The sequence below is a fragment of the Streptomyces sp. NPDC058307 genome (assembly GCF_042880295.1).
In the GTDB taxonomy this organism is placed as follows: Bacteria; Actinomycetota; Actinomycetes; order Streptomycetales; family Streptomycetaceae; genus Streptomyces.
Genome location: NZ_JBHVYZ010000021.1, coordinates 26,927 through 42,711, shown reverse-complemented (window position 1 = coordinate 42,711; position 15,785 = coordinate 26,927). Strand labels below are relative to the sequence as shown.

General features: G+C 71.3%; 17 protein-coding genes and 1 tRNA gene. 6 read left to right on the top strand and 12 right to left on the bottom strand.

All coding sequences use genetic code 11. The annotated features are described in order from the left end of the window. Positions 1-30: 30 nt before the first annotated feature. Together ACFVYN_RS17530 and ACFVYN_RS17525 are read right to left on the bottom strand one after the other, a co-directional pair. Positions 31-879 carry an MIP/aquaporin family protein gene (locus ACFVYN_RS17530; protein ID WP_389998962.1) on the bottom strand — a complete coding sequence of 283 codons (849 nt, stop codon included), beginning with the start codon at positions 877-879 and terminating at the stop codon, positions 31-33. Between the two features lie 535 nt (positions 880-1,414). Continuing rightward, a tRNA-Pro gene (locus tag ACFVYN_RS17525) sits at positions 1,415-1,488 on the bottom strand. A 100-nt stretch (positions 1,489-1,588) separates the two neighbouring features. On the opposite strand from ACFVYN_RS17525, the gene ACFVYN_RS17520 reads away from it, so the two are divergent. Further along, positions 1,589-2,107, top strand: a complete 519-nt coding sequence (locus ACFVYN_RS17520; protein WP_389998960.1) for a DUF309 domain-containing protein — start codon at positions 1,589-1,591, stop codon at positions 2,105-2,107. A 138-nt stretch (positions 2,108-2,245) separates the two neighbouring features. Next, complete coding sequence (gene cobF, locus ACFVYN_RS17515) at positions 2,246-3,019, top strand: precorrin-6A synthase (deacetylating) (protein WP_389998958.1); 774 nt, start codon at positions 2,246-2,248, stop codon at positions 3,017-3,019. Positions 3,020-3,073: 54 nt separating this feature from the next. On the opposite strand, the gene ACFVYN_RS17510 is transcribed toward cobF, so the two are convergent. From ACFVYN_RS17510 to ACFVYN_RS17500, 3 genes are all read right to left on the bottom strand, one after another. Continuing rightward, positions 3,074-3,823 (bottom strand): cobalt-precorrin-6A reductase, encoded by a 750-nt coding sequence (locus ACFVYN_RS17510; RefSeq protein ID WP_389998955.1) that lies wholly within the window; start codon positions 3,821-3,823, stop codon positions 3,074-3,076. Positions 3,824-3,921: 98 nt separating this feature from the next. Continuing rightward, a complete protein-coding gene (locus tag ACFVYN_RS17505; RefSeq protein WP_389998952.1) occupies positions 3,922-4,695 on the bottom strand; it encodes a sulfite exporter TauE/SafE family protein in 774 nt (257 codons plus the stop codon). 129 nt (positions 4,696-4,824) lie between these two features. Then, positions 4,825-6,012, bottom strand: a complete 1,188-nt coding sequence (locus ACFVYN_RS17500; protein ID WP_389998949.1) for a thiolase family protein — start codon at positions 6,010-6,012, stop codon at positions 4,825-4,827. A 224-nt stretch (positions 6,013-6,236) separates the two neighbouring features. On the opposite strand from ACFVYN_RS17500, the gene ACFVYN_RS17495 reads away from it, so the two are divergent. The 4 genes from ACFVYN_RS17495 (at position 6,237) to ACFVYN_RS17480 (ending at position 8,444) form a co-directional block, all read left to right on the top strand. Beyond that, complete coding sequence (locus ACFVYN_RS17495) at positions 6,237-6,494, top strand: WhiB family transcriptional regulator (protein ID WP_389998946.1); 258 nt, start codon at positions 6,237-6,239, stop codon at positions 6,492-6,494. Next, entirely contained in the window at positions 6,491-6,970 is a 480-nt protein-coding gene (locus tag ACFVYN_RS17490) for a Dps family protein (RefSeq protein WP_389998943.1), read from the top strand. Before ACFVYN_RS17495 ends, ACFVYN_RS17490 begins: the two co-directional genes overlap by 4 nt. Before the next feature lie 34 nt (positions 6,971-7,004). Then, positions 7,005-7,337, top strand: a complete 333-nt coding sequence (locus ACFVYN_RS17485; RefSeq protein ID WP_389998941.1) for a DUF3140 domain-containing protein — start codon at positions 7,005-7,007, stop codon at positions 7,335-7,337. A 312-nt stretch (positions 7,338-7,649) separates the two neighbouring features. Beyond that, on the top strand, positions 7,650-8,444 hold the full coding sequence (locus tag ACFVYN_RS17480) for an SAM-dependent methyltransferase (RefSeq protein WP_389998938.1): 795 nt from the start codon (positions 7,650-7,652) through the stop codon (positions 8,442-8,444). 49 nt (positions 8,445-8,493) lie between these two features. On the opposite strand, the gene ACFVYN_RS17475 is transcribed toward ACFVYN_RS17480, so the two are convergent. Genes ACFVYN_RS17475 through ACFVYN_RS17445 form a run of 7 tightly spaced genes read right to left on the bottom strand, consistent with a single transcriptional unit; the run spans position 8,494 to position 15,432 of the window. Further along, entirely contained in the window at positions 8,494-9,183 is a 690-nt protein-coding gene (locus ACFVYN_RS17475) for an SDR family oxidoreductase (protein WP_389998935.1), read from the bottom strand. Further along, positions 9,180-10,052 (bottom strand): cupin domain-containing protein, encoded by an 873-nt coding sequence (locus ACFVYN_RS17470; protein ID WP_389998932.1) that lies wholly within the window; start codon positions 10,050-10,052, stop codon positions 9,180-9,182. Before ACFVYN_RS17470 ends, ACFVYN_RS17475 begins: the two co-directional genes overlap by 4 nt. Beyond that, positions 10,049-11,395 (bottom strand): amidohydrolase family protein, encoded by a 1,347-nt coding sequence (locus ACFVYN_RS17465; protein WP_389998929.1) that lies wholly within the window; start codon positions 11,393-11,395, stop codon positions 10,049-10,051. Before ACFVYN_RS17465 ends, ACFVYN_RS17470 begins: the two co-directional genes overlap by 4 nt. A 22-nt stretch (positions 11,396-11,417) precedes the next feature. Beyond that, entirely contained in the window at positions 11,418-12,398 is a 981-nt protein-coding gene (locus tag ACFVYN_RS17460; RefSeq protein ID WP_389998927.1) for an alpha-ketoacid dehydrogenase subunit beta, read from the bottom strand. Continuing rightward, positions 12,386-13,363, bottom strand: a complete 978-nt coding sequence (locus tag ACFVYN_RS17455) for a thiamine pyrophosphate-dependent dehydrogenase E1 component subunit alpha (protein WP_389998925.1) — start codon at positions 13,361-13,363, stop codon at positions 12,386-12,388. The genes ACFVYN_RS17460 and ACFVYN_RS17455 overlap by 13 nt, the downstream gene beginning before the upstream one ends. Beyond that, positions 13,350-14,747 carry a M24 family metallopeptidase gene (locus tag ACFVYN_RS17450; protein ID WP_389998922.1) on the bottom strand — a complete coding sequence of 466 codons (1,398 nt, stop codon included), beginning with the start codon at positions 14,745-14,747 and terminating at the stop codon, positions 13,350-13,352. Before ACFVYN_RS17450 ends, ACFVYN_RS17455 begins: the two co-directional genes overlap by 14 nt. Positions 14,748-14,799: 52 nt before the next feature. Continuing rightward, positions 14,800-15,432 carry a helix-turn-helix domain-containing protein gene (locus ACFVYN_RS17445; RefSeq protein ID WP_389998919.1) on the bottom strand — a complete coding sequence of 211 codons (633 nt, stop codon included), beginning with the start codon at positions 15,430-15,432 and terminating at the stop codon, positions 14,800-14,802. Between the last annotated feature and the right edge of the window lie 353 nt (positions 15,433-15,785).

The following is a 15,785-nucleotide window of genomic DNA, read 5'->3' as shown; positions in this document are numbered from 1 at the left end:
CGGCGACCCCGGAAGCCGGTCAGCTCTCGGTCAGTTCTCCTCTGGGGCCGGTACCCGTCCGGGGGGCTCCGGCTCGGCGGTCGGCAGGAACCGGCCGATGAAGAGCTTGTACAGGGCCCCTCCCAGCAGACCTCCGATCAGCGGGCCGACGATCGGCACCCAGAAGTACAGGTGCCCGTACTGATCTCGCCACGCTCCGCCGTACCCGGTGAAGAAGCTGGCCAGCCGGGGACCGAAGTCACGGGCCGGGTTGATCGCGTACCCCGCGTTGGTGCCCCAGGCCATACCGATGGCCACGACGATCAGGCCGACGATGAACGGCGCCAGGTTGGCGCCGGGGGGCGTGTTGAGCAGGTCCGTGACCGCGAGGATCAGCAGCAGCAGGATCGCGGTGCCGATGATCTGGTCGCGGAATGCGCCCCAGTCACTGACCGGGAGGTTCGTGTTGCCGTTGGCAGGGAGCGTGGAGAACACGCCCTGCGTCTTGATCGTGTGGGTGGGATCCGCCTTCGCCAGCGCCTCGGTGTAGTTCCACCGGACGAGCAGGGCTGCCACGAAGGCGCCGGCCGTCTGGGCCAGCGCGTAGGGAGCCACTTTGCTCCACGGGAAACCCTTGAACGCCGCCAGCGCGACGGTCACCGCGGGATTGAGGTGAGCACCGCTCAGCCTCGCCGCGACGTACACACCCAGGGTGACGCCGAGGCCCCAGGCCCAGGCGATGCTGTCGTGGTTTCCCAGGCCGCCCGCAGGGGTCGTGAGGGCCCCGCCGGCCACGACTTGAGCCACCACACCACAACCGAAGAGGATGAGGATCATCGTGCCGGCGAATTCCGCTGAAAGCTCGCCGACCAGTCCTGATCTCTTGAGTCGCTCAGCCATGGGTGCCCGCTTCCCGCCGGCCCGAGGACCGGCCGTCGACTGCCCCGAGTACTCCACAAATCAGTGTAAGACGGGCCAGAGTCATGTGCACGAGGCGATACCGGGCTGTCGTTCATGCTCCGCTGCGGCTGCGACCGCCGCCCTCTCCACCGCGCTCACGAGCACCGGCCGACCGATGGTCCGGCCGACCTCGGGCCCGCAGTCCCGCAGCCGACGGCTTCGCACACACGTCGCCGCGCCGTGCGCGGGACGCTGGACGGCACCTGCCTTCGCGGTCCACGAGGCCGGCGTGGCGGTCGTCGTCATCACCGCCGTGCTGGGAGGCGGCGGCAGCGAGCACCCATGGCGGATGTTCGCGGGGAGACGGCACACCGTTCGTGTGGTGTGCGATCGCGGATGTGCCCGCCCGTCACCGGCGATGCCCGAGCGCGGTGAGGACACTAGGCAGAGGCTCCGCCGCCGGTTCCACCCGGACGCACACGAGGCCGCCCTCTCGTGGATGAGAGGACGGCCTCCGACCTGCGTTTCCGCACAGTCGGGACGACAGGATTTGAACCTGCGACCCCTTGACCCCCAGTCAAGTGCGCTACCAAGCTGCGCCACGTCCCGGTGCGCTGCCCCGCGGTGGATCGCGGGAACGCGCCGACAGAACTTTACCCCACGCCGCGGGCCGGACCGAAGCGGGCGCCGGGCGCGGGACAATCGACGTATGGCCAGTACATCCTCAGGACGGCAGACGGACGCGCGGGACCGGGACAGCGACGGGCGGGCGCGCAACGCCCGGCCGCGGGACGGGCTCGGACGGCCACTTCCGTACGGCGCCGACGGCGTCGCCCGCCAGCCGGAGGGCGTGGTGCGCACCCCGCAGCAGACCGTGGCCGAGGCCCAGGAACTGCTGGACGCGGGGCGCCCGTTCCATGCGCACGAGGTCTTCGAGGACGCCTGGAAGTCGGGCCCCGACGAGGAACGGGCCCTGTGGCGGGGGCTGGCCCAGCTCGCGGTGGGACTGACCCACGCGGCCCGGGGGAACGTCACGGGCGGGGCGAGGCTGCTGCGGCGCGGCGCCGGGGCCGTGGAGGAGTGGGCCGCGTCGGTTGCCGGGAGAGGGCGGCCGTACGGAATGGATCTCGCGGGGCTGGCGGACTGGGCCCGGCGGCTCGCGGACCTGGTGGAGGAGACCGGCACGAAGGTCGACGCGGGGGAGCGGGCACCCCGGCTGCGCGGATAACCGGGGTGCTGGGTCGGCTTGTCGGGCGACTGCGGGTCAGTGGGGGCCGGTCGCGCAGTTCCCCGCACCCGAAGCCACGCGGACAGCCCTGGTGGACGCGGTGTACGGGCTGTCAGTGGGGTGGGGCAGACTCGGGGTGTGCGAAAGATTCATGTCATCGGTATCGGCGCGGGCGACCCCGAGCAGCTCACCCTCCAGGCGGTCAGAGTGCTGCGGAGCACGGACGTGTTCTTCGTCCTGGACAAGGGCGAGGTGAAGGGCGACCTCACGCGGTTGCGCCGGGACATGCTGGACGCGCACATACCGGAGGGGTCGTACCGGGTGGTGGAGGCCCGGGACCCGGAGCGGGACCGTGCCGCGGGCGGTTCCGCCTACTCCCCCGCCGTCGGTGACTGGCGCAGCGCCCGTGCCGACATCTGCGAGCGGCTGATCTCCGAGGAGCTGGGCGAGGAGGAGAGCGGCGCGTTCCTCGTGTGGGGGGACCCGGCGCTGTACGACAGCACGCTCGGCATCCTGGAGGAGATCCTGGAGCGGGGCTCGGTGGCGTTCGAGTACGACGTCGTGCCCGGCATCAGCAGTGTGTCGGCGCTGGTGGCACGGCATCGCACCGGGCTGAACCGGGTCGCCCGGCCCGTCCAGATCACCACCGGGCGGCGTCTCGCCGAGGGGTTCCCGGAGGGTGTGGACGACGTGGTCGTGATGCTCGACGCGCACCAGGCCTTCCGCGCCTACGCCGACCAGGACATCGACATCTACTGGGGCGCTTACATCGGCACGCCGGACGAGATCCTCGCCTCCGGTCCGATCGCCGAGGCCGCGCCCCGGATCGAGCGGCTGCGCGCCGAGGCCAGGGAGCGCAAGGGCTGGATCATGGACACCTATCTGCTGCGCCGGAATCCGAAGCAGCGGTAGGCGCCGGAAGCACGGTGGGCACCCGGCGGACCGCCCCGCATGCGGGGCTGATCCTCACGGTGAGCCGAGCTGGTCCAGCCACTTCTGCACGCCCGCCACGTCGGGCACCGTCCTCACCCCGTCCGGGAGGGGCGGCCGGCGTACGACCACCACGGGCAGGGCCAGTTCGCGGGCGGCCGTGAGTTTGGCGGAGGTGGCCGTTCCCCCGCTGTCCTTGGTGACCAGGACGTCGATGCAGTGGTCGTGGAGGAGCTTCGACTCGTCGGCCACCGTGAACGGGCCGCGGGCCAGGAGCACTTCGGTGTGCGGGGGCATCGGCGGCTCGGGCAGCTCCACCGACCGTACGACGAAGTGCAGTTCGGTGAGGCGGGCGAAGGCGGCGAGCTCCGTGCGGCCGGTGGTCAGGAACACCCGTCGCCCGAGGCTCGGCAGCAGCTGTGTGGCCTCGTCGAGGGAGTCGACCGGGTGCCAGCGGTCCTCCGGTCCCGGTCGCCAGCCCGGGCGGCACAGCACCACGGAGGGCACGCCGGTCGTCGCGGCCGCCCGGGCCGCATGGGCGGTGATCGCGCGGGCGAAGGGATGTGTGGCGTCGACCAGTGCGTCGACCTGCTCCATCCGCAGCCAGTCGGCCAGCCCCTCCGCCCCGCCGAATCCCCCGATCCGCAGCTCCCCCGCGACCGTGCCCGGCCGGGTCACCCGACCCGCGAGCGAGGTGGTGACGCGGACTTGCGGCCGCGACGCGAGCGCGGCGGCCAGTTCGCGGGCCTCGGTGGTGCCGCCGAGGATCAGGATGTGCGGGGACATGGCGGGTAGCGTACGAGGTCAGGGTCGGAGCGCGGCAGGCCGGGTGATGAGCGCCGGGGAGCGCTGGGCCAGGAGACCTGCCGGCGCTGCTCGCCGCGTCAGCGGAGCAGCAGCTGTACGCCGCCCACCACCGTCGCCGCGATCACCAGCTGTTCGAAGAGCCGCTGGTTGATCCGGTTCACCGCCCATTTGCCGAGGAACGCGCCGGGCACGACGAACGCCACGAGGGCGAGGTCGAGCAGCAGCGAGTGGCCGTCGATCAGGCCGAGGCCGACGCTGAAGGGCACTTTGGAGACGTTGACGATCAGGAAGAAGAACGCCGAGGTGCCGAGGAAGCCGAGTTTGCGGAAGCCCGCCGACAGCAGGTACATCGACATCACCGGGCCGCCGGCGTTGGCGACCATGGTGGTGAAGCCGCCGAGGACGCCGTAGGAGCGGGCCTTGATGCGGCCTGTCCGGGTGGCGACCGCGTCGGGGTCCTGCGCCGCGTCGGCCGTGCGGCGCCGCCAGACCGTCACGGCGGCCATGAACAGCAGGATCGCGCCGATCGACGTCCGTACCATCCCGTCGTCCGCCCATTGCAGGAAGAGCGTGCCGGCGACCACGCCGACCGCGACCGCCGGGAACAGCCGCCACAGGGTGGGCCAGTGGGCGTGCCGCCGGTAGGTGAGCACCGCGAGCACGTCCCCGGCGATCAGGATCGGCAGCAGCGCGCCGGTGGAGGCGCGGGCGGGGAGCACCGCGGCGAAGATCGCGAGGCTGACCGTGTTGGCCCCGCTCACGGCCGTCTTCGAGAAGCCGACGAGCAGGGCCGCGGCGGCGAGCGCGGCGAACTCCCAGACGGAAATGTTCCAGAGCGTCATCGTGTCCATGCGGAGACCGATGCTAAGTGCAGGTAACCGGTGTTGTAAGTGCCGTCTCGCCGAGTGGTCCTGTTGGTGCCCTCGGCCCGAGGGTGCTGTTGGTGCCCTCGGCCCGAGGGTGCTGTTGGCGCCCTCGGGTCAGTGCCGTTCCACCAGGACCGCGCTGCCCTGTCCGACTCCCACGCACATCGTCGCCAGTCCACGTGCCGCCCCCGTCCGGCGCATCCGGTGCAGCAGGGTCGTGAGGATGCGGGCGCCCGAGCAGCCGAGCGGGTGGCCCAGCGCGATCGCGCCGCCAGTCGGGTTGACCCGCTCGGGGTCGATGCCGAGCTCGTCGACGCAGGCGAGGGCCTGGGCGGCGAAGGCCTCGTTGAACTCGGCCTCCTCGATGTCGCCGATGCTCCAGTCCACGCGGGCGAGCGCCTTGCGGGTGGCGGGGACCGGGCCGATGCCCATCACGTCGGGGTGGACGCCGGCCGAGGCACCGGCGGCGTAGCGGCCCAGGGACTCGAGACCCAGGTCGTTCAAGGCCTCCTCACTGACCAGGAGGAGTCCTGCCGCGCCGTCGTTCATGGGTGAGGCGTTGCCCGCGGTGACCGTGCCGCCGGCCCGGAAGACGGGCTTCAGGCGGGCCAGCTTGTCGTAGGAGGTGTCCTCGCGGATGCACTCGTCGCTGTCGACGAGCACGCCGTCGGGGCGCTCCACCGGGAGGAGTTCGTCGTCGAAGTGGCCGTTCTTGCGGGCCTCGGCGGCGAGGCGGTGGCTGCGCAGCGCGAACTCGTCCTGGCGTTCGCGCGGGATGCCGTAGCGCTGGGCGACCTCCTCGGCGGTCTCGCCCATGGGCAGCAGGCCGTGGAGTTCCTTCATGGCCGGGTTGACCAGGCGCCAGCCGAGGCGGGTGTCGTGGGTCTCGATCCGGTGCGGCAGGGCCTCGTCGGGGCGGGGCAGCACGAAGGGGGCACGGCTCATAGACTCGGAGCCGCCCGCGAGCACGATGTCGGCCTCGCCGGCGGCGATGGTACGGGCCGCGGTCGTCACGGCCTCAAGACCGGAGGCGCACAGCCGGTTGACCGTCGCGCCGGGCACGGTCTCGGGCAGTCCGGCGAGCAGCGCGGCCATGCGGGCCACATTGCGGTTGTCCTCGCCGGCCTGGTTGGCGGCGCCCCAGTAGACGTCGTCGATGCGCGCCGGGTCGAGCGCGGGCACGTCGGCGACCAGGGCGCGGATCACCGTCGCGGCGAGGTCGTCGGGGCGTACGGCGGACAGGGCGCCGCGGAGTCTGCCGATGGGGGTGCGGCGGGCGGCCGCGAAGTGGACGGGGCGCACGACTTGACTCCTGACCGTCAGGATCCCGGGGATCGAGAGGATTTCAATGAGCAGGATTTTAATTAGCACTGCTAGTTTAAGACTATAGCCGGAGGAGACGGGCCGAGCACGGCGCCGCCTGCCAGGGCACAGGTCTTCGCAGATGTGACGGGTTTCCTCGACGGTGTGCTCACACCCTGAGACACCGCTGTTTGCACGATTGCGGCCGGGGCACCCGCGCCCCCATGGAGTGGTTGCGTCGAGCGGCCTGTGTGGGAGAAGACCCCGAGTTGTTCTTCCCCGTGGGCACGCAGGGACCCGCGCTGCGGGACATAGCAGCGGCGAAACGCGTCTGTGCCCGTTGCCCGGTCGCCCCCGAGTGCCTGGATACGGCGCTCAGCAGTGGTCAGACCTCGGGCGTGTGGGGCGGGACCTGCGAGCAGGAGCGCGACGAACTGCTCCGCACCGGCATTGACCATGCCAGAAGGAGGAGCACGGTATGACTGTGGTCAGGAGCACCCTGTCCGACTCGGCCCGCGAGACGGCCGGGGAGGCCCTGCAGAGCACCCTGGTGGATCTGATCGGCCTGTCGCTGATCGGGAAGCAGGCGCACTGGAACATCGTGGGCCCGCGTTTCCGGTCCATCCACCTCCAGTTGGACGAGGTGGTGACGACGGCCCGTTCGTTCTCCGACACGGTGGCGGAGCGCGCCTCGGCCCTGGGTGTGCCGCCCGACGGCCGCCCCGAGACGATCGCCGCCGCCTACACGCTGCCCGGCTCGAAGAGCGGCTGGATCAAGGATGACGAGGTCGTCCGGCTGATCGTGGAGACGCTGGAGGCGGCCATCGGCCGGCTGCGCGAGCGCATCGAGGCCACCGAGAAGGCCGATCCGGTCACCCAGGACCTGCTGATCGGCATCACCGCCGAGCTGGAGAAGCAGCGCTGGATGTTCGAGGCCGAGAACTGGCCCCGGGACTGACCGGCTCGAATCCCCCCACGGAAAGGCGCAGGCGATGACCGACGCTCTCGAACTCGACGCGCTGTGGGAGGACTTCCACCGCGTGGTGAACATGACCTCACAGGAACTGGCCGCCTGGCTGCGGGTCAGCGACGCCGCCGAGTCCACGGAGCCGCTGCCGGAGCACGCGGGTGAGCCGACCGGGCAGCATGTCCTCGCGATCCTCCAGAAGCGGCGCACGGACCTGACCGACGACGACATCGAGGTGATGTACGAGGTCGTGGACACCGTCACCTCGGATGCCGACGTGGAGGACGAACCCCGGGCCGAGGACAGTGTCCGCAGGCAGCGTCTGATGTCCGTCGGCCACGACCCGCTCAGGCGATGACGGGTGACGAGGCGTCGTAGGGAAACCCGTCGGCGCGCACGGACCGACGTACACGTCGTCGGCGGGCGTCACGCCGAAGGACACCCCGCAGCCCCTGTACCGGCGGCTGCGGGGTGTCCTCCTGTTCGGTGTTCAGTGCTCGGTGCTGGGTGCTCGGTGCTGGGTGCTCGGTGCCCGTGTCCGCTGCTCCGTCGCGCGAGCCGCGCAAGCCGCGCAGGACGCGACCGGTGCGGAGGTGGCCGAAGACCGACTCCCCCGAACCGGGTGACATGGCACACTGCTCGCACATCTTGTCGAGCAGAGGAGCCTTGCGTGACCGGGACCGAGTCGGCCGGCCGGCGGATCGACACGAGCAGGCCCCATCCGGCCCGGGTGTACGACTGGTTTCTCGGCGGCAAGGACAACTACCCCGTCGACGAGGAGCTCGGACGGCAGATCACCGCGCAGGGTGACGCTCCCCGGCAGGCCCGCGCCAACCGCCGGTTCATGGAGCGGGCCACGCGGGTCGTCGTACGCGAGGCGGGAATCCGCCAGTTCCTCGACATCGGCTCCGGCATCCCCACCGAGCCCAATCTCCACCAGATCGCCCAGTCCGCCGTACCGGACGCGCGGGTCGTGTACGTCGACAACGACCCGATCGTCCTGGCCCACGCGGCGGCCCTGCTGCACGGCACCCCGGAGGGGGCGACACACTACCTCCAGGCCGACGCCCGAGAGCCGCGGCGGATCCTCCAAGGGGCCTCCGCCGTCCTCGACTTCGACCAGCCCGTCGCGCTGTCGCTGGTCGCGCTGCTGCACTTCATCTCCGACGAGGACGGCGCCCAGGAGCTGGTGCACACGTTGGTCGACGCGTTGCCGCCGGGCAGTTGCCTGGTGCTGTCGGCGATGACCGCGGACTTCGACCCGGAGAAGGTGAACGCGGGCATCGCGGCCTACACGGCGAGCGGAGTGACCCTCGTGGCCCGCTCGCACGACGAAGTGAGCCGTCTCTTCAAGGGACTTGAGGTGCTGGAGCCCGGGATCGTGTCCCTGTCGCGGTGGCGTCCGGACGAACGCGAGGACGGCGAGCTCGTGTCGCTCTACGGGGCGGTCGGCGTCAAGCGCTGAGCCCTGCCAGAGGGTGGTCGGAGTCAGCGCCTAACCCGCGAACCGGACCTCACCCCAGCAGCCATCCCCCGTCCACGCTCAACTCCACCGCGTTGACAGAGCCGTTGCGCAGCAGGAAGTCCACGGCGTCCACCACGTCCGCCATCGTCGCGAGCCGTCCGGTCGGCGTCCTGGCCCGCAGACCCGCCAGGATCTCCTCCGGTTTGGCCCGCCAGTGGGGGCTGTCGCCGACGACCCCGGGATGGATCGCGTTGACCCGGACGGGAGCGAGTTCCACGGCCAGGGTGCGCATCAGCCCGGTCACCCCGGCATTGACGGTCGCCACCGTCGTCGCCCCCGGGTACGGCCGCTCCTTGGCCTGTCCGCCGAACAGCACGACGGCGCTGTCGTCGTGCAGCCGGGACCGCAGTGCGTGCACGACGGCGGTGTAGCCGACGAGTTTGAGGGTGATGAGGTGGACGGCGGCGTCGATGTCGTACTCGGCCACCCGGTTCTCGTCGCGGGAGATGGCGGCGATCACCAGATGATCGACGGCTCCCACCTCGCTCAGCGCGTCGCCGATCTCTTTCGGCCGCGCGAGGTCCAGGGCAAGGCCCCTGGCGCCGATCTCCTTGGCCGCCGTGTCGGTGCGGTGCGGGTCCCGCCCGGTGATCACCACGTCGTCGCCGCGACGCGCCCGCGTCCGGGCGAACTCCCGCCCGATCCCCGAGGTCCCGCCGACCACCACCACTCCGCTCATCGGGAGACCTCCCTCAGGTACTCCCAGTCCCGCGTGAACCGGTACGAGTGCCGCGCCGGCGGCTGTGGCGCCTGGGTCTCCAGCCAACGCAGCGGCCCGTCACCGGCGTTGGAGAAGCCGTGTACACAACCGGCGCCCGCCCAGGCGCAGTCGCCCGGACCGAGCCGGTACGGCGAACCGTCGAACACCGCGTCCGCCTCGCCCTCGAGGAACAGGTACGTCTCCTCGAAGGGGTGATCGTGGGTGCCCGCGACGCCGTCGGGCGCGTACTGCACCATGAACATCGTCGAGGCCACCGCGCCGAGGTCGCTGTCGACCATCGTCTTCACGGTGATCCCGCTGTAGACGAGGAGCGCGGTCCGCATGCTCGCGGACACCGCGAGCAGGTCCTGGGACTGCTTTCCCGGATCCATCTGGGCGGGTTCGAAGTGCCCGAAGGACCGGGTGCGCGGGTCGCGGACGTCGATGCGGACGGGCGGGCGCTCAGGCCACGGAGGGACCGCCTGGGTGTCGTAGCCGTAGCGGGCCCGCGGTACCGGCGCGAGCATGTCGGCCCAGCGGGCGCCCCCGTCCCCGGCGCCGCGCCAGGCGTGCGGGACGCCGGTCGGGAGGAGCCCGTAGTCGCCCTCCTCCAGCAGATACGACCCCTCGGGCACATCGAGGATCACGGTCCCGTCGAGGATGTGGAAGCTCTCCTCGTACGAGTGCACATGGGCCGCGACCGCGCCGCCGGGGCGCAGCTCGCACACCCCGAAACCGGTGTGCGAGCTGCCGTCGACCTCGCCGACCAACTCCCGTCGCCGGTAGCCGCGTTCGTCGTACGACGGCTCCGCGAGGTCGACGGCCCGGCGCACCAGGTGTCGCGTCACGCCCGGGCCTCCTTGGCGGCCAGCAGCCGGTCGCGGGACTCCTCGACCAAGCGGCGGGCCCGTGCCGCGTCGGCCGTGAGCCTGCCCTCGCGCTTGCGGACGACGCCGTCGACGATGACCGTCTCCACGTTGGACACGTCGGCGCTGAGGGCCACCGCGGCGGCCGCGTCGTGAACCGGGGCCACGTTCAGGGCTGTTGCGTCGATCGCGACGACGTCGGCCCGCTTGCCGGGGGTGAGGGAGCCGGTGCGGTCCTCCAGGCCCGCGACGTGGGCGCCGTTGCGGGTGGCGATCTCCAGCATCTGACGTGCCGTCAACATCGTGTCGGGGACTGGGACGTCCGCCTGCCAGCTCTCCGCGTTGACGCGAGCGCGCTCGGCGCCGAAGGCCGCGCGGATCTGGGTGAACATGTCGCCGGGCACGGTGGTGACGACGTCGATGCTGAGCGAGGGGCGCAGACCGTGCTCGATCGCCTTCATCACCGGCGGCCAGCCGTGCCCCATCTGCGTCTCCACCTGCGGCGCGACGGAGACCGTACCGCCGCTGTCGGCGACCAGCCGCCACTCGTCCTCGCTGAGGTAGCAGCAGTGGACGTAGGTGGTGTCGGGGCCGAGCAGTCCGAGGTCGTGGAGCTGCTTGACCATGCCGAAGCGGCCGGCGAGCCGTCCCATGGCCACGTGCACGGTGATCGGGATGTCCAGCTCGCGGGCGAGGGCCCACTCCGAGGTGACGACGTCGTTGACGCAGAAGCCGGGGCCGCGGGTGGCGAGGGCGAGGGTGAGCAGGCCGTCGTCGGACGAGAAGTACTCGCCGCGGATCCGGCGTACGTCGTCTCCGGGGATCGCGATCTTGCTCTCGAACCAGTAGTCGGCGAGGGAGGTGTTGGCGCTGCCGTACGCGTATTGGGCGCGGATGCCGGTCTCCGTGAGGGCCCGGATCGCCGCGTCCGGGTGCTCGGGCGTGTTGTTGATGTGGGACCAGTCGACGAGTGTGGTGATGCCCGCGTTGAGGCACTCCAGGGCGCCCGCGAGGTTGGCCGCGTACACGTCCTCGGGGGTGTAGAGGGGTGCGAAGGTGTCGAGGATGTCGACGAAGTAGTCGTCGAGGGTGGCGTCGGGCGCCACGTTCCGGATCGAGGCCTCCCACGTGTGGCGGTGGGTGTCGACGAAGCCGGGGATCACGATGCGGCCGGTCATGTCGAGGACTTCGGCGTCCGCGCCGATCTCGCGGTCCACGGCCGCGATCCTGCCGTCCTCGATGAGGACGTCCCCCCTCGGCAGGTCCCCGATGTCGGGGTCCATGGAGAGCACGTGTCCGGCTCGAAGGAGTGTCCGATGGGTCATCGCGCTTCCTCCTAGGGGGTGTTCAGTACGCGGCCAGGCTCCTGACGGCCGCCACGACCTTGTCGACGGTGGGGATGACCTGTTCCTCCAGCGCGTCCGCGAACGGCAGGGGCACGCACTCCCCCGCCACCCGGCGCACCGGCGCGTCCAGCAGCCCGAACCCCTCGTCGGCCACGACGGAGACCAGGGTGGCCCCCCAGCCGCCCTGGTACGGGTTCTCCTCGACGGTCACCAGCCGGGAGGTCCGCCCGAGCGACGCGAGGACGGTGGCCATGTCGAGCGGCACGAGGGAGCGCAGGTCGACGACCTCGACGTCGATGTCCTCCCGGGCGAGCCTCTCGGAGGCCGTGAGCGCGACCGGCACCATCGAGGCGAGCGCCACCAGCGTCACGTCGGCGCCCTCGCGCACGACGGCGGCACGCCCCAGCTCCACCACGTGGTCCGGCGGAGCGGGCGGCCCCTTCGTGGCCAGCAGCCCCTTGTGCTCGAAGAACACGACCGGGTCGTCACTGCGGATCGCCGCCGCCATCATCCCGATCACGTCGGCGGGCGTCGAAGGGGCGGCGATCTTCAGCCCGGGGACGGTCAGCGCCCAGTTCTCGGTGGCCTGGGAGTGCTGGGCGCCGAAACCGAGCCCGCCGCCGTTGGCGGTGCGCACGACGAGGGGCACGGTGACCTGACCGCCCGTCATGTAACGCACCTTGGGTATCTCGTTGGCGAGGTAGTCCCAACAACAGGCCAGGAAGTCGGAGAACATGACCTCCGCGACGGGCCGCATCCCGGTCATCGCGGCCCCCATCGCCGCGCCCACGATGGCCTGTTCGGAGATCGGCGTGTCCCACACCCGCTCGGACCCGAACTCCTTGAACAGCCCCGCGGTGGTCTTGAACACCCCTCCGGCCTCGCCGATGTCCTCCCCCAGGCAGACGACGGACGGATCGCGCCGCATCTCCCGCGCGATGCCCTCGGCGACCGCCCCCCGATACGTGATCACGTCCGCCATGCCGCACCCCCGTCCGCCCATACGTCGGTGAACGCCTCGCGCGGATCCGGCGGCGGCGCGTTCTTCGCCGCCTCGACCGCCTCCCGTACGACCGTCCGGGCGCGCTCGTCGGCCGCGGTGACCGTCTCCTCGGGCACCCCGGCCTCGATCAACTGCCCGCGTGCGATGTCGAGCGGGTCGTGCTTGAGCCAGCGTTCGACCTCCTCGGCCGGCCGGTAGGTCGCCGGGTCGGCCCTGCTGTGCCCGAAGTGGCGGTAGGTCTCGGCCTCCAGCACGGCGGGCCCGTCTCCGGCCCGGGCCCGCCGCGCCAGCCGTGCCACCGTCTCCTGGACGGCGACGACGTCGTTGCCGTCGACGACCTCGCCGGGGATGCCGTACGCGGGCGCCCGGTCGGCGGCCGGCCGGGGCACCGCCGTGACGTCGGCGATCGGCGTGTACTCCATGTACAGGTTGTTCTCGCAGACGAACAGCACGGGCAGCTTCCATACGGCGGCCAGGTTCAGCGCCTCGTGGAAGGCGCCGATGTTGGTGGCGCCGTCCCCGAAGAAGGCGACCGCGAGCTGTCCGGTGCCGCGCAGCTTCGCCGACCAGGCGGCGCCGACCGCCATGGGGAGGTGGGCGCCGACGATGGCGTAGGAGCCGAGCATGTTGGTGGCCGCCTTGGTGAGGTGCATGGAGCCGCCCTTGGCCTTGCACAACCCCGTTGCCCTGCTCATGAGTTCGGCCAGGCATTCCTCGGGGGTGGCGCCCCGGGCCATCGCGTGGTGGTGGCCGCGGTAGGTGGCGAAGACGTAGTCGTCGTCGCGCAGGGCGGCGCTCGCGCCGACGGCGATCGCCTCGTGGCCGGCCGCGAGGTGGGTGGTGCCCTTGACGAGGCCCTGGAGGAACAGGTCGTGGGCGGCTTGCTCCGTACGGCGGATGAGGGCCATCTGCTCGTAGAGGAGGAGGAGTTCAGCGGTGTCCATCGCCGGTCCCCGGGTGTCCGTCGCCTGTCCCCTGGTGTCCGTGGGCGGTCCCGGTGCCCGTGTTCAGGTGGGACTGGGCCTCGCGGGCGGTGTTGAGTTCGCCGCCGACCGTCCAGTACTTGCGGCCGGCCACCAGGAGCTCCTCGGCCGGGAACCTGGTGATGACCTCGCAGCCGTCGGCGGTGACGACCAGTTCCTCCTCGATCCGGGCGGCGGACCAGCCGTCGGCGGCGGGCCAGTAGGTCTCCAGGGCGAACACCATGCCCTCTTCGAGGACTTCGGGGTGGTCGAGCGAGACCAGGCGGCTGAAGATGGGCTTCTCCCAGATGGACAGGCCGACGCCGTGGCCGTACTGAAGGGCGAAGGCGGCGGTCTCGTCAGGGAAGCCGAACTCCTCTGCGCGCGGCCACACCTGGACGATGTCGGCGGTGGTGGCGCCCGGCCGCACGAGCGCGATCGCCTGGTCCATGTACGCGCGGCACCTGGTGTACGCGTCGCGCTGCGCTCGGGAGGCGCTGCCGACGGCGAAGGTGCGGTAGTAGCAGGTGCGGTAGCCCAGGTGGCTGTGCAGGATGTCGAAGAAGGCGGGGTCGCCGGGTCGGATCAGCCGGTCGCTGTAGACGTGCGGGTGAGGTGAACAGCGTTCCCCCGAGATGGCGTTGACGCCTTCGACGTACTCGCTGCCCAGGTCGTACAGGACCTTGCTGACCAGTCCGACGCACTCGTTCTCGCGCACCCCTGGGCGCAGGTGGGCGTAGAGCTCCTCGTAGGCCGCGTCGACCATCGCGCAGGCCTGGGCGAGCAGGGAGATCTCGTCGCCGGTCTTGATGCGGCGGGCCTCCAGGAAGACCTGCTGGCCGTCGACGACGTCGATGCCCTCGGCGCGCAACGCGGCGAGGACGGGCATTTCGGCGACGTCGATGCCGAGCGGTTCGGCGGCGAGGCCGTGGGCGCGGAGTTCGGCGGCGATCTTCCCGGCGACGTCCTCGGCGATCCCGGCGTCCGGGTGGAAGGCCCCGCGGAGCGTGGAGATGCCGGCGCGGGCGCCGGTGGGCGGGCCGGTGGGCGGGCCGTCCTTGCCGTCGCTGTAGTCGAGCCACGGGTTGTAGAGCTGGTGGTGGCGGGCGGCGGAGCCGAAGTCCCAGACGACCGGTTCGCCGCCGCGGACCAGCAGGGCGAAGCGGATCAGCTTGTCCATCGCCCAGGTGCCGATGTGCGTGGCAGTCATGTAGCGGATGTTGGCGAAGTCGAAGCTGAGCACGGCGCCCAGTTCGGAGCGGTTCAGCGTGTCGTGGAGTCGGGCCAGGCGCTGTCTGCGCAGCCGGTCCAGGTCGACGCGCTCCTCCCAGTCGACGGCATTGGGGCCGTATGTACGGATCGCCATCGCGACCACCCCCACCATCGAGTCAACGACCGTCCACGAGGGGTGTCAAGTGTTACTGAACGCTTTGGCTCGCCACGAACCAGACGCCCACGGCCGGTACGTCGCCGTCGTTGCGGTAGCGGTGGGGGGTGGTGGACTCGAAGCAGACGGCGTCGCCGGGGCGCAGGACCTGCTCGTCGAAGCCGAGGGTGAGGACGAGTTCGCCGGAGGTCAGATAGCCGTACTCGGTGCCGGTGTGCCGCATCAGGCCGCCCGAGCCGGAGGAGGAGCCGCCGGGCCGGTAGGTGACGAGCAGGAAGTCCACGTCCGTGCCGGGGACGTGCCCGAGCCGCTCCCACACGACGCCGGAGTCCAACTCCAGCGCCTCCCGCTCACCGGGGCCGACCAGCGGGCCGATGCGTCGGCCGGGGTCGGCCGCGAAGGCCGCCAGGGCGTGTACGACCGTGTCCGCACCCACCGCGGCGGCGGTCTCCCGCCCGTCGAAGAGAGCCTCGACGGAGATTCCGAGAGCCGTGGTGATCGCGTACAGGGTGCTGACCGACGGCTGGCTCTTCCCGGTCTCTATCTGGGAGACCAGACTCGCCGAGACGCCGACCTCACGGGCCAGGGCGCGCAACCCCACACCGCGCTCCAGCCGCGCCTGCCGAATGCGCGCCCCGACGGCCGGCACGGGAACAGGGGACACGGGCGGGCTCCTCTCATGTGCAGCACCATTGAACATCCCGGTCCTACGGCCGGGGAAGACCGCCCGCGTCATCGGGGGACGAGCATGGCGCAGGCCAGGGCAGACGGCCTGTACTCCAGGGACGGCCTCCCCCGCCGTCCGGGGAAGACCTGGCACAGGCCAAGGCAGACGGCCCGTACTCCAGGGACGGCCTCCCCCGCCGTCCGGGGAAGACCTGGCACAGGCCAAGGCAGACGGCCCGTACGCCGGGGACGGGCTCCTCCCCTATCTTCCTGGGAAGACCACTCGAGTCTCCACGGACCACATTCCCGCACCCTCGGCAGGAGCCCCCGCGTCATCCGGCAAAGATCACA

Bases quoted from the DNA above. Each gene is read 5' to 3' on its own strand.
- ACFVYN_RS17530 (WP_389998962.1), bottom strand. From the start codon at position 879: ATGGCTGAGCGACTCAAGAGATCAGGACTGGTCGGCGAGCTTTCAGCG.
- ACFVYN_RS17520 (WP_389998960.1), top strand. From the start codon at position 1,589: ATGGCCAGTACATCCTCAGGACGGCAGACGGACGCGCGGGACCGGGAC.
- ACFVYN_RS17510 (WP_389998955.1), bottom strand. From the start codon at position 3,823: ATGTCCCCGCACATCCTGATCCTCGGCGGCACCACCGAGGCCCGCGAA.
- ACFVYN_RS17505 (WP_389998952.1), bottom strand. From the start codon at position 4,695: ATGGACACGATGACGCTCTGGAACATTTCCGTCTGGGAGTTCGCCGCG.
- ACFVYN_RS17495 (WP_389998946.1), top strand. From the start codon at position 6,237: ATGGAGTGGTTGCGTCGAGCGGCCTGTGTGGGAGAAGACCCCGAGTTG.
- ACFVYN_RS17490 (WP_389998943.1), top strand. From the start codon at position 6,491: ATGACTGTGGTCAGGAGCACCCTGTCCGACTCGGCCCGCGAGACGGCC.
- ACFVYN_RS17485 (WP_389998941.1), top strand. From the start codon at position 7,005: ATGACCGACGCTCTCGAACTCGACGCGCTGTGGGAGGACTTCCACCGC.
- ACFVYN_RS17475 (WP_389998935.1), bottom strand. From the start codon at position 9,183: ATGAGCGGAGTGGTGGTGGTCGGCGGGACCTCGGGGATCGGGCGGGAG.
- ACFVYN_RS17465 (WP_389998929.1), bottom strand. From the start codon at position 11,395: ATGACCCATCGGACACTCCTTCGAGCCGGACACGTGCTCTCCATGGAC.
- ACFVYN_RS17460 (WP_389998927.1), bottom strand. From the start codon at position 12,398: ATGGCGGACGTGATCACGTATCGGGGGGCGGTCGCCGAGGGCATCGCG.
- ACFVYN_RS17455 (WP_389998925.1), bottom strand. From the start codon at position 13,363: ATGGACACCGCTGAACTCCTCCTCCTCTACGAGCAGATGGCCCTCATC.
- ACFVYN_RS17450 (WP_389998922.1), bottom strand. From the start codon at position 14,747: ATGGCGATCCGTACATACGGCCCCAATGCCGTCGACTGGGAGGAGCGC.